General features: G+C 43.1%; 10 protein-coding genes and 1 pseudogene. 4 read left to right on the top strand and 7 right to left on the bottom strand.

Annotation, left to right across the window (positions count from 1 at the left end; genetic code table 11):
- Positions 1-189: 189 nt before the first annotated feature.
- The 6 genes from NSTCB13_RS10995 to NSTCB13_RS10970 all read right to left on the bottom strand — a co-directional run bounded on the left by NSTCB13_RS10995 (position 190) and on the right by NSTCB13_RS10970 (position 5265).
- Positions 190-984, bottom strand: coding sequence for a BMC domain-containing protein (locus tag NSTCB13_RS10995; protein ID WP_448272395.1), 795 nt, complete (start codon positions 982-984; stop codon positions 190-192).
- Between the two features lie 57 nt (positions 985-1041).
- On the bottom strand, positions 1042-1812 hold the full coding sequence (locus tag NSTCB13_RS10990; RefSeq protein WP_448272393.1) for a transferase: 771 nt from the start codon (positions 1810-1812) through the stop codon (positions 1042-1044).
- Positions 1813-1998: 186 nt separating this feature from the next.
- Positions 1999-4011 (bottom strand): ribulose bisphosphate carboxylase small subunit, encoded by a 2013-nt coding sequence (locus tag NSTCB13_RS10985; RefSeq protein ID WP_448272391.1) that lies wholly within the window; start codon positions 4009-4011, stop codon positions 1999-2001.
- Between the two features lie 199 nt (positions 4012-4210).
- Positions 4211-4513: a EutN/CcmL family microcompartment protein gene (locus tag NSTCB13_RS10980; RefSeq protein ID WP_448272390.1), complete on the bottom strand. Its 303-nt coding sequence runs from the start codon at positions 4511-4513 to the stop codon at positions 4211-4213.
- 6 nt (positions 4514-4519) lie between these two features.
- Positions 4520-4864 carry a carbon dioxide-concentrating mechanism protein CcmK gene (locus tag NSTCB13_RS10975; RefSeq protein WP_010995041.1) on the bottom strand — a complete coding sequence of 115 codons (345 nt, stop codon included), beginning with the start codon at positions 4862-4864 and terminating at the stop codon, positions 4520-4522.
- A gap of 92 nt (positions 4865-4956) precedes the next feature.
- Positions 4957-5265, bottom strand: a complete 309-nt coding sequence (locus NSTCB13_RS10970) for a carbon dioxide-concentrating mechanism protein CcmK (RefSeq protein WP_012410633.1) — start codon at positions 5263-5265, stop codon at positions 4957-4959.
- Positions 5266-5924: 659 nt separating this feature from the next.
- Between NSTCB13_RS10970 and NSTCB13_RS10965 the strand changes: the two are divergent.
- The 4 genes and pseudogenes from NSTCB13_RS10965 (at position 5925) to NSTCB13_RS10950 (ending at position 11480) form a co-directional block, all read left to right on the top strand.
- Positions 5925-7782, top strand: a pseudogene (locus NSTCB13_RS10965) (NAD(P)H-quinone oxidoreductase subunit F).
- 90 nt (positions 7783-7872) lie between these two features.
- Positions 7873-9378 carry an NADH-quinone oxidoreductase subunit M gene (locus NSTCB13_RS10960; RefSeq protein WP_448272388.1) on the top strand — a complete coding sequence of 502 codons (1506 nt, stop codon included), beginning with the start codon at positions 7873-7875 and terminating at the stop codon, positions 9376-9378.
- Positions 9379-9522: 144 nt separating this feature from the next.
- On the top strand, positions 9523-10653 hold the full coding sequence (locus NSTCB13_RS10955) for a CO2 hydration protein (protein WP_448272386.1): 1131 nt from the start codon (positions 9523-9525) through the stop codon (positions 10651-10653).
- Positions 10650-11480 (top strand): class I SAM-dependent methyltransferase, encoded by an 831-nt coding sequence (locus NSTCB13_RS10950; protein WP_448272385.1) that lies wholly within the window; start codon positions 10650-10652, stop codon positions 11478-11480. Before NSTCB13_RS10955 ends, NSTCB13_RS10950 begins: the two co-directional genes overlap by 4 nt.
- Before the next feature lie 19 nt (positions 11481-11499).
- Here the strand turns inward: NSTCB13_RS10950 and NSTCB13_RS10945 are convergent, their stop codons facing one another.
- Positions 11500-11967 carry a GNAT family N-acetyltransferase gene (locus NSTCB13_RS10945; protein WP_448272383.1) on the bottom strand — a complete coding sequence of 156 codons (468 nt, stop codon included), beginning with the start codon at positions 11965-11967 and terminating at the stop codon, positions 11500-11502.
- Between the last annotated feature and the right edge of the window lie 199 nt (positions 11968-12166).

Raw genomic sequence — 12166 nt, 5'->3', positions numbered from 1 at the left:
TGGCAAATGATATAGTGATGCTCACAGAAAGTTACGAGTTTTATCATAGACAAAACTCTATTACTTATATTAAAACAAAAATATTTACTTATGGATTGAAAAAGCTATTATTCAGAATAGCTAAAGCGTAAGATGCCTTCTATCTAAACGATGAATGCTGAACGATGATTTGACAAAATTCATCTGTCATCATTCATCATTCCATAATTCTTCTTGGACTTTTGTTGGTAGCTTGGTTAAGTCTGGTAATCTTAGTACCTCGAGTTCTGCAACTTGTTCTTTTTCTTTAACATTCACTGGCAAGTTTAACGGTTCGCGTTCTTCTATCCAGCAGCTTGCCAATGGCAAAGTTAACTCCATTTCATCCAGAGGTCGAGGAATTACCATCACTGCATTCAATTCCCCAATGCGTTCTGCTTCAAACATTCCCGCTTCCACTGCTACCGCCACATTGGCTACGGAACCACGAATAATAGCCGTACACAAACCCCCACCAATTTTTTCATAAGCTGCTAAATGAACATCAGCAGCTTTGAGCATGGCATCACACGCTCCGACCATCGCGGGAAATCCTCGCGTTTCTACCAAACCAATTGCTTGGTTACTCAGACGGCTGGAATTGCCCTCTTGCATTAATTTAGTGAAACGAGTTGTAATGGGAAGCACTATATCTAGGTTGGGATAAGGTCGGGGAATCACCAAACTAGAAACCAACTGACCAAACTGTTCAGCCGTTTGCACGCCAGATTCTACCGCCAGACGCACGTCAGCAATTCCACCCCGAACGATCGCAGTACAATGACCACTACCAATTTTTTCATACCCAACCAGGTGAACTCCCGCTGATTTCAGCATCATATCAGCCGTCCCAACGATTGCCGGAAAGCTACGGCAAGAAACCAAACCCAAAGCAGTATCCTGAAAGGTTTCTTGACTACTCGCTCCCTGGATAGTACGAATCGACCGTTGATTATATGTTTCCATGATGAATTCTCCAAAATACGGAAAAAGCCGACAACTTACAATTAACACTTACTCTGACTAATCGTCAGGGTTTGGGTCGTTCAAGGATTGTCTATGAGGAAACAATGTAGTCAACAGTCTGCTTATGCTCCCTTGTCCATAAATTTGAGTCCCAAAACCATTAGGGGATTCTAAGGCAGACTGACTGGGATCTGAATGATGTTCTGTTGACTCTTGGGATTCCCCCAAGGTGGAGTCAGTATCATTAGTCGGTTCCTCCACCGGAGGAGACTGACTTTCGGGAGTGGCGGGAGATTTAAAATAAGAAATCGACTTGTTTTGTTTGAAATCTACAAAAGCCGAAGCTGAGAAGTTAGTTGAGGAAACTACCTTTTCCTGAACTCCACCTGAGCTATTTTCTTCTTCCTTAGATGGTGTATTTGTAGTAGAAGTTGGGTTATTTGTAGATGCTTCTAGCTGTTTTGTTGGCTCAATCTGCCGACTGGTGTCTCCTAAAATTGAACCAGGCGGTACTACTTGTTCGGGTTCAACCGAATAGTTAAAAACTGTAGTCGCTGAACCAATACAAGCATTTGCGCCAATTTTGCCTTTACCAATCATCAAAAAACCGGCTCCCAGGTTTGCACCTGCTTCTACCTCTAGGGTGCCTTCATGGACTTGGAGAATTGCTCCCATACCAATACAGACCCCTGGCCCAATGACGATCTTGCTGTTTACAGCCGCTTGGAGGATTACCCCAGGTGCAAGTACCGCGCTTGGATGAATAGTCACCTCACCACTAATGTAAGTATCAAAGTTATTGCTGAGGCGCAGTAGCGGCACAGACATGGAAATTTTAACCTCGCAAGCCCTAAGAAGATAGGAGTTAAAAGTGAGGAATTAGGAGTTAGTTAAAAGTGGGGGAGTTATAAATTTTCAGTTTGGAGTTATCAATTAACAATCTTTTTTAACTCCTAACTTCTAACTCCCAACTCTTGTACAGACGCGATTAATCGCGTCTCTACTCCTAACTCCTTAAGGTCGTTGAATAATCGTTTCTAATACACGACGCTTGGCTTTGGGGTCAACACCAATTAAGCGCACATATTCTCCTTGGTATTCGCCGAGTTGTCTTTCTATGGCGGCGATCGCTTCTCTTTCTGAGGAGGCTTGAATTTGACCAGTGCTAGTCCAAGAACCTGTACGGAATCGTCGTTGATCTACGTGTTCAATGCTAATTTTTGAGCCGCTAGCCAATAATTGCCGGAGTTGATCTACTACTTCACTACTCAAGCGGGTAGCAGTAGCTGTTGCTGTTGCTGTTGGAGAGGGCGCACTGCTAGTATATGATTTCTGACTACCAGAGGAGGCTACTTGACCATTTGGACGTTGGATAATGGTTTCTAATACCCGCCGTTTGGCTTTCGGGTCAATCCCAATTAAGCGTACATATTCTCCTTCGTATTCGCCGAGGTGTGCTTCTATGGCGGCGATCGCTTCTCTTTCTGAGGAGGCTTGAATTTGACCGATACTAGTCCAGGAATTTATCCGGAAGCGGCGCTCATCCACGTGTTCGAGGCTAATTTTTGAGCCGCTAGCCAATAAATGCCGAAGTTGGTCTACTACTTCAGAACTCAAACGGTTAGTGCTAGCTGTTCCCCGATCGTAGGATGCTGCACTACTGCTAGTACTAGTATATGATTTCTGACCACCAGAGGAAACTGCTTGACCATTTGGACGTTGAATAATGGTCTCTAACACCCGCCGTTTTGCTTTGGTGTCAATACCGATTAAACGTACATACTCACCTTGATGGCTTGCTATACAGTCTTCCAAAGCGGAGATGACTTGATTTGTGGAAGTTGCATCAATTGGCGTGCAACTAGTCCAGGAACCAGTACGGAAACGACGCTCATCTACGTGTTCCATACCAATTTTGTAACCACCTGCCAAGAGTTGGCGGATTTGCTCTAGAGTTTCGCCACTGATTGTGCCACTGCTAGAACCGTTACTATTACCATTACTGCTGTAGCTGCTGTAACTGTTATTGCCACGACTAGCTGGCGCTTTAAAGCTGCTAGCTGGTTTTGCATCATCCTCGGGACGTTGGATGATGGCTTCTAGCACGCGCCGTCTACCTTTGTCAATGCCAAACAGTCGGACATACTCGCCGCTATGCTCTTGTAGACAGCCTTCTAATGCTGCGATCGCTTCACCAAGCGATCTCGGTTCGATTGGTTGGCAACTAGTCCAAGAACCCGTGCGGAAACGTCTTTGGTCTACATGTTCCGTACCAATTTTATACCCTTGCCCCAATAGATACCGCAACTGATCTATTGTTTCTCCACCCAAGCTATTGCTCGACACTTCACTACTCCTTTCCAACTCTAAAACAGTAATACCATTACCTGTATAAGATTTAGCGTTCTCATCCCGAATGGGTGCTATACATTTAGTATCCGCAGCACAGAGATAACCAGCTCGTAATGCCTGATTAATTCCAACCACATGATGAGCAAATTCTTTATCTTGATCTTGCACATCTGGCAAGCGATCGGCTTGCTGCTGGCTGGTAATTATCGCTCCCGAAGGTACATACTTCCCAGAGGGAATCTCTACGTCTTGAATCAAAGCGTGCATCATTACGATGCAACCTGCACCCACCCTGGCATTAAATATCGTAGAGCGAAAGCCAATGAAGGAATTATCACCTACATAAGCTGGCCCGTGAATTAGAGCCATGTGGGTAATACAAGCGTTTTTACCAATCCATACTGAGTATTTATTTTGGTCATCGCCAATTACTCGGCCTTGCTCCAACCCATGAATGACAACACCATCTTGAATGTTGGTGTTTTCACCCAGATAAAAAGGTGTGCCTTCATCCGCTCTAATCGTAGTCCCCGGAGCAACGATTACATTTGCACCTATTCGTACATCCCCAATCAGATTGGAGAATGAATGTACAAAAGCAGTTTCATGGATTTTGGGTTCAGCTAAATTCCTTGACCACGGGGTTGGGGGTGCCGCCGTGCTGCGGACTGCCATCGCGAGATTCCTCCTATATTGTCATTGTCAGTTGTCATTTGTCATTTGTCTTTTGTCATTTGTCGACAGCTAATAACTAATACATCTCTTAAAGAGGCTGCGCTAACAGCTTCTCTTAGAGACGCTAACCAAACGCGGTTCCTGAGCGTAGTCGAAGGGCAGCACAAGTGACCAATGACCAATGACTAATGACTAATGACTATCGATATTGATCTTTTTTGCTGTAAATTAAGCGATCTTCAACGTGAATGGTATCTACGATCGCCACTACTACTGCATCTAATGGACGCTGTTCATTTCCAAGCACTTGACGAGCAACACTGCCACGACTGACAAGTACCCACTCATCTACTCCTGCTCCTACACTATCTGCTGCTACCTCATATTGTGGCAGGATGTTTCCGTCTTCATCCACTAATTGTAACAACAGTAGTTTTACACCTCTAAGACTTGGATCTTTTTGGGTGCTAACTACTGTGCCGCGAACTTTAGCAACTTGCATTACAAATTACGGTCTTCTACCAAAAGGACGAATTGCATTCACATTTTCCCGGAACTGCTCTACATCTTCGGTATAACGAATTGGGAGGACGTATTCCAAGTTTTCGTGAGGACGAGCAATGATATGAGTAGACAATACTTGTCCGCCGTTGACCCGCTTTACAGATTCAACTCCTGCGGCCACAGAAGCTTGCACTTCCGAAACGTCACCCCGAACAATTACCGTCACCCGACCACTACCGATTTTTTCATAACCTACTAAAGTGACGCGGGCAGCTTTCACCATTGCATCAGCAGCTTCCACCACTGCTGGAAAGCCCAGCGTTTCAACCATTCCCACTGCAATTGACATTAGTTTTAATCCCTATTTCAAAGTTTTTAGTCTTGGACAAAAGTGATACTCTTTTCAGGCAAAAAGCGTTAATTACTTTGTTTAAACAGCTTTTAAGTACGGAATTGTTCCACCGCTTCTGTGTAACGTATCGGCAAGACGTATTCCAGGTTTTCGTGAGGACGAGCAATGATATGAGTGGATAACACTTCACCACCAAAGACTCTTTTTGCCGCTTCAACCCCAGCTGCTACAGAAGCTTGCACTTCCGATACATCTCCCCGAACTATCACGGTGACGCGAGCGCTACCAATTTTTTCATACCCTACTAAGGTGACACGGGCGGCTTTCACCATCGCATCAGCAGCTTCCACCACTGCTGGAAAGCCCTTCGTTTCAATCATTCCAACTGCAATTGGCATCGCAGAACTCCTACAAAATTAATGCAATCTGTACTGTCGTTTGAATTTTTTGACGGGGAGAGCCTGATCTTATAGCTAAGAAAACACTTCCAAATTAAGCATAGGAAAGCTTGGCGTTCCTGGCAATATAAATTACTATAATAGTTTATGATAAGAAAGTTTTAAAAAACTTAACAAAAAGTTATCTAGGCTTCTGAGCAATTAAAGTTTACAGATTCCTTGAGCAAGCACTTATGCTTTATAATTTCTTTATCACATTTATAAAACGACATTCATAACCAGGGCTAATCCTATCCGAACGAAGGTAAGCAGCGGCTGTATGTTTTGCTGTATCTATCTTTTCTCAAATATTTCTAAGTGTACAATGACTAGGTGAAACATATATAAGTTTTTTAAATATATTGTATAAATTACTTTGGTGAAAGTAGAAATACAAATGTAAAAAGGTCAGTGATATTAAGGCAAGTAAATGCTTTTGCTTATGTAAAGTTATATTTTACTTAATATTTAATAGGGTAGCGTTAAGTAAAAGTACTTCTGGAAGTTCAGTTAGAATAATAGTAAAGAAACATTGGTAATTTTGGTAAATTAATTTTATTAAATAAAAAATTGGTTGGAATTTTTTTAAAATCAAGGCTGAGTCATTAAGGGAAATTTAAATGGAGCAATTTCTATTTTCAACAAGTTGGTTTGTGCCTTTGTATAGCTTATCAGGCGCAATTTTGACCTTGCCGTGGGGAATAGGAATAATCAGGCGAACAGGGCCAAGACCTGCGGCATACTTCAACTTGTTGACGACCGTTTTAGCTTTTGTTCATAGCCTGTTTGTATTTAAAAATGTCTGGGATAGAGAACCAGAAACCTTACTAATCAATTGGTTCAAAGCAGCAGATTTAGACTTATCTTTTTCCTTGGAACTATCCCCAGTCAGCATTGGGGCAACAGTTTTAATTACAGGGTTAAGCTTACTGGCACAAGTTTACGCTCTGGGTTATATGGAAAAGGACTGGTCGTTAGCGCGTTTTTTTGGGCTGCTGGGATTTTTTGAAGCAGCGCTATGTGGTCTAGCAATCAGTGATTCTTTGTTTCTCAGCTATGCGCTTTTGGAAGTACTGACGCTTTCAACTTACTTGCTGGTGGGTTTCTGGTACGCTCAACCACTAGTAGTGACAGCGGCGCGGGATGCATTTTGGACTAAACGGGTAGGAGACTTGTTGTTGCTGATGGCTGTAGTGACACTTTCTACCTTAGCTGGGAGTTTGAACATTTCGGATTTATATGAGTGGGCGCAAACAGCTAATTTAAGTCCAATGACATCGACACTGCTAGGGTTGGCACTAATTGCTGGGCCTGCTGGTAAATGTGCCCAATTTCCACTGCATCTGTGGTTAGATGAGGCAATGGAAGGGCCCAATCCTGCCTCGGTAATGCGGAACTCTCTGGTAGTAGCTGGTGGTGCTTATTTACTGTATAAACTTCAACCATTATTAGCCCTGTCGCCAGTTGCCTTGAATGCCTTGGTAATCATGGGTACAGTAACGGCGATTGGAGCGACATTAGTATCCATAGCTCAAATTGACATTAAGCGATCGCTATCTCATTCCACCAGTGCATACATGGGGTTAGTGTTTTTAGCAGTGGGGTTACAGCAAGGGGGTGTAGCCTTGATGTTGCTGTTAGCTCATGCGATCGCTAAAGCGTTATTATTTATGAGTTCTGGTTCAGTCATCTTAACTACCCAAAGCCAAGATTTAACAGAAATGGGCGGTTTGTGGTCGCGGATGCCAGCCACCACCACTGCCTTTGTAGTTGGTTCAGCCGGGATGGTAACACTGCTCCCCTTGGGAAGTTTCTGGGCAATGCTATCATGGGCTGACGGTTTCGTGAATATTAGCCCTTGGGTAATTGGGGTTTTAATATTAGTCAATGGTTTGACAGCATTGAATTTGACGAGAGTATTTAGATTAGTCTTCTGGGGTAAACCGCAACAAAAGACCCGTCGTACCCCAGAAGTTGGTTGGCAGATGGCCTTCCCAATGGTGTTTCTGACAGTGCTGACTCTGCTTCTACCTTTGATGCTACAGCAATGGTACTTACTACCAGATTGGGAAAGTATTAATTGGTATGTGGTGTTAGCCTTGTTTGGGGTCTACCGTAGTGGGGGTAGGTGTAGGGTGTACAGTTTACCTGCACAAAGCTTGGTCAAGATCCAGAATCTTAACGTGGAGATTTCTGCAAGATTTGTTAGGTTATGATTTTTATATTGACCGAGTTTATCTTGTAACCGTGGTAAGTGTAGTAGCACTGCTATCTAAAATCTCTGCTTGGAGCGATCGCTACTTGGTTGACGGTTTAGTAAACTTGGTTGGGTTTGCGACCATTTTCGGCGGACAAACTCTAAAGTACAGCATTTCTGGGCAATCTCAGGGCTATATGTTGACCATCCTAGCAGTTGTCAGCGTCCTGGGTTTTTTCATCAGTTGGTCATTGGGTTTACTAGATAAATTGCCTTTTTAGAGAGACGCGATAAATCGCGTCTGTACAAAACGTAGAGACGCGATTTATCGCGGCTGTTATTCATGCCTCATCTCCCCTTACCCGAAGTCTATGCTTAGTGTTTTAATTCTAGTGCCGTTGATTGGCGCGGCTTTAATTGGTTTCTCGCCCTCTAGCATCAGTGGGAAATTTGCCCGTAGGGTGGCTTTGGTCTTTGCGATTATCGCTTTCTTGTGGACAATCGTATTAGTAAGTCAGTTCCATCCAGGAGAAATTACTCAACAGTTTGCTGAATCTCTCCCTTGGATAGATGCTATAGGGTTAAATTATAACCTTGGGATAGATGGTTTATCTTTGCCGTTGCTGGTTTTAAATGGATTGTTAACTTGTATTGCCATTTACAGCAGCGATGAATCCCTACAGCGTCCGAAATTTTATTACTCTTTAATATTATTATTAAACACTGGGGTGACAGGAGCCTTTCTAGCACAGGATTTACTGTTATTTTTCCTGTTTTACGAATTGGAACTAATTCCGCTGTATTTGTTGATCGCCATTTGGGGTGGCTCCAAACGCGGTTATGCTGCGACTAAATTTCTGATTTATACAGCCGTTTCGGGAATCCTGCTTTTAGCAAGTTTCCTGGGTATGGTTTGGCTGAGTGGTTCCTCTAATTTTGCACTAGCAACCTTGAACGCAACAACTCTACCTCTAGCCACACAGCTTTTATTGCTAGCGGGAATTTTGATCGGTTTTGGAATTAAAATTCCCTTGGTTCCCTTCCATACTTGGTTGCCAGATGCTCACGTTGAAGCTTCGACGCCGATTTCTGTGCTATTGGCTGGGGTGCTGTTGAAGTTGGGAACCTACGGCTTACTGCGCTTTGGCATGAACTTGTTACCAGAAGCTTGGGCTTATGTGGCTCCTTGGTTGGCGATTTGGGCAGTAGTGAGCGTACTCTATGGTTCATCTTGTGCGATCGCCCAAAGCGATATGAAAAAAATGGTAGCATACAGCTCCATTGGACACATGGGTTACGTGCTTCTAGCGGCGGCGGCAGCTACACCTTTAAGTGTGTTAGGTGCTGTGATGCAAATGATTAGCCACGGCTTGATTTCGGCAATGCTGTTTTTGCTGGTAGGGGTTGTGTATAAAAAAGCCGGAAGCCGTGATTTAGCAATCATTCAAGGATTGCTGAACCCAGAACGAGGTATGCCAGTAATCGGTAGCTTGATGATTGTCGGAGTTATGGCCAGCGCTGGTATACCGGGAATGCTAGGGTTTATTTCCGAATTCGTAATTTATCGAGGAAGTTTTGCAGTTTTTCCAGTGCAAACTTTGTTATGTATGCTTGGTACTGGTTTAACAGCAGTTTATTTCTTAATACTCGTCAACCGCGCCTTTTTTGGACGTTTATCTTCACCTGTTGTTAATTTACCACGTGTGTATTGGAGCGATCGCATCCCAGCTGCAATTTTAGCTGTGCTGATTGTGATTTTTGGCATTCAACCTAGTTGGTTAGTGCGTTGGACTGAACCAACAATTACAGCAATGATAAATACCCAAAACGTAGTAGCAACAGTGTCCTTAGATAAAGCAATGGGGAATGGGGAGTAGGGAATGGAGAGATGAGGGAGATAGGGGGACAAGGGGACAAGGGGGTAAACAAAACTCCTAACTCCTAACTCTTAACTCCAAACTCTTAACTCAGCACTCCTAATGCCCAATGCCCCAATTCCTAAACTTTTTGGAGAGATGGCAATGGTAACTATTAAAAAGAAAGCTACTCACAATCCTTTAGCTGAGTATATTGAACGCCTACAAAATGGAGATGCATTACTCCCCGATAGTCCAGAAAATGTCCTGGAAGTTGTTGGTATTCTGAAAAGCTATGGGGTAGTTTTAGATGCTTACTCAATAAATCTTAACTATATTGCCGAGCATCAGTTTTTAGTATTTTTCCCATTTTTTAAATACTTTAATGGAGAGGTTTCTTTTCAGAAATTACTCCGTCACTGGTGGCATGACCGAATAAATTTTGAATATGCCGAATATTGCATGAAAGGCATGATGTGGCATGGTGGCGGCGGACTAGATACGTATTTAGATACACCAGAATTTCAAGAAAGAGCGCAAGCCGTTATTAACGCAAAATTTAAAAATAATCCCTTGATTCTGGGTATTAACCAACTGTTTCCAGATTTCTTAACAGAACAGTTGCGCGTCTCTGCTTACTACAGCGGTTTAGGTCAATTCTGGCGAGTCATGGCCGATATGTTCCTCAACTTATCAGACCGCTATGACCGAGGCGAAATCAAATCGATTCCCCAAGTTGTAGACCACATTAAAGCCGGGTTAGTGGCAAATGCATCAAACCCAATTACCTATGCTGTCAAAATTCGAGATCAGGTCTATGAAATAATTCCTAAAAGCGTTGGTTTGACTTTCTTAGCAGATACAGCAATACCTTATGTAGAGGCAGTATTTTTCCGGGGAACTCCTTTCCAAGGTACTGTTTCATACAACGCCCAAGCTTATCAAATCTCCCCAGATCAAAGTCGATTTCAATATGGTGCATTGTATGCCGATCCTTTACCCATCGGTGGCGCGGGTATTCCTCCTACCTTGTTGATGCAAGATATGCGTCATTATCTTCCAGAATATTTGCACGAGATTTATCGTCGCAGTCTTCGGGGTGAAGATGATTTGCGAGTTCAAATTTGCATGAGTTTCCAAAAATCGATGTTTTGCGTGACCACAGCAACGATTTTGGGACTGATGCCTCATCCTTTAGATACTAAAGATCCAAATGAGCAAAAAGGTAATCTAGTTTATTTAGAGAAGTGGATGAGTCGGTTCCAAACTTCGCGGTTGCTGGATGTGAATAAATGACAGATGATTCCACCATTACTCACGAGGCATTCAAGCAATTTGAGCGCGACAAATTTTCTCTTGTAGCTCAAGAATACGATCGCGCGATCGCTGTTGTGACTTCTCAGGTAGATGAAGCCATATTGGATGCTGTGGGAGCTAAGGGTGGTATTCGATTGCTAGACGTGGCTTGCGGCACTGGCTGGCTTAGTGCCGCAGCACTAAAGCGGCAAGCTATAGTCACAGGATTAGACTTTGCAGAGAATATGGTGGCCATTGCCAAAGTGCGATGTCCTCAAGGGTCATTCTATCAAGGAGACGCTGAAAACCTAACTTTCGAGTCGGGTCAGTTTGAGGCAGTAGTTTGTAACTTGGGTATCCTCCATTTCCCAAACCCCGAAAAAGCGATCGCTGAATCCTTTCGCGTACTCAAACCGGGAGGACGCTACGCTTTCACCTGCTGGACACCGCCAGCACGCAATCCATTTATGGCTCTGATATTGGGTTCGGTGCAGACTTATGGCAGTATGGATGTGAATTTACCTTCTGGGCCACCCCTGTTTCGCTTTAGCGACCCCACTGAATGCGAAATGGTTTTAAGCGCCGAGGAATTCACTCAAGTATCTGTCACCGAACTACCCATCACATGGACTTTCTCTACACCTGAAGATGTGATGCCAAAGATTACTGTAAGTTCGGTGCGTCTGGGGTCGATATTGGCAATGCAAACCGATGAGCAACGGCGCAATATTGAAAACGCAATTATCGAGGGAGCCTCAAAGTATATCACAGAAAATGGTGTGGAAATTCCCGCTTCTGTGATGCTGACTCTCGCTTACAAAGCATAAGCTAGAACAACCTTTGAATTTAGTAATTTTTTAAGTATTTTTCCATGACAAAATTTATCAGCTTTTGCCCTCTACGCTCTACTTCTTGCTTTTTGATAACAATAAATCCCTGACTCTCAAAAAAAGGTTTAGCTGTAATACTAGCTTCTGTAAATAACTTTTCCAATCCTAAAGAATTTGCTTTTAATTCAATGTGTTCTAAGATTTTCTTACCAACACCTTTCCTTTGAAAATCTTTATGACAATAGAAACGGTCGAGATGACCATTAGCCTCTAATTCTCCAAAACCAATAATTTTGTCTTCTTCTGCTACATAAGTAAACTTACTTCCTAAACTTTTAATCCAAACTTCAATATCCATGTTTGCTGGTACCCAAGCATCTACTTGTTCTTGTGTGTAATCGTGAATATTCACTTCATGAATAGTGTCGTAGAACAACTTCATAATTTCTTCGGTATCAGCTATTTCGTATATTCTTAATTTCATAAAGAAAGTAATTAATCACAAATAATCCCTCTTTCCAGAAACAAGGCAGGAGGCAGGTGGTCACTGAGCGTTGGTCATTGAATCTCGACTTCGCGGTAATCGAGCGAAGTCGAGATTCAACTACCGCGTAGCCGAAATGAGTCGAAGAGAGGCAGAAGGCAGAAGGGAAGAGGATTTGACTTGTTTCTTCCATCCATTC

The sequence above is a fragment of the Nostoc sp. DSM 114160 genome (assembly GCF_053470305.1).
The sequence above is the reverse complement of the archived record's forward strand: the minus strand, read 5'-3'. Positions and strand labels throughout refer to the sequence as shown.

Excerpts from the sequence above, each read along its gene's own strand:
- NSTCB13_RS10995 (WP_448272395.1), bottom strand. The coding sequence starts at position 984 with ATGGAAACATATAATCAACGGTCGATTCGTACTATCCAGGGAGCGAGT.
- NSTCB13_RS10990 (WP_448272393.1), bottom strand. The coding sequence starts at position 1,812 with ATGTCTGTGCCGCTACTGCGCCTCAGCAATAACTTTGATACTTACATT.
- NSTCB13_RS10985 (WP_448272391.1), bottom strand. The coding sequence starts at position 4,011 with ATGGCAGTCCGCAGCACGGCGGCACCCCCAACCCCGTGGTCAAGGAAT.
- NSTCB13_RS10980 (WP_448272390.1), bottom strand. The coding sequence starts at position 4,513 with ATGCAAGTTGCTAAAGTTCGCGGCACAGTAGTTAGCACCCAAAAAGAT.
- NSTCB13_RS10975 (WP_010995041.1), bottom strand. The coding sequence starts at position 4,864 with ATGTCAATTGCAGTGGGAATGGTTGAAACGCTGGGCTTTCCAGCAGTG.
- NSTCB13_RS10970 (WP_012410633.1), bottom strand. The coding sequence starts at position 5,265 with ATGCCAATTGCAGTTGGAATGATTGAAACGAAGGGCTTTCCAGCAGTG.
- NSTCB13_RS10960 (WP_448272388.1), top strand. The coding sequence starts at position 7,873 with ATGCTTAGTGTTTTAATTCTAGTGCCGTTGATTGGCGCGGCTTTAATT.
- NSTCB13_RS10955 (WP_448272386.1), top strand. The coding sequence starts at position 9,523 with ATGGTAACTATTAAAAAGAAAGCTACTCACAATCCTTTAGCTGAGTAT.
- NSTCB13_RS10950 (WP_448272385.1), top strand. The coding sequence starts at position 10,650 with ATGACAGATGATTCCACCATTACTCACGAGGCATTCAAGCAATTTGAG.
- NSTCB13_RS10945 (WP_448272383.1), bottom strand. The coding sequence starts at position 11,967 with ATGAAATTAAGAATATACGAAATAGCTGATACCGAAGAAATTATGAAG.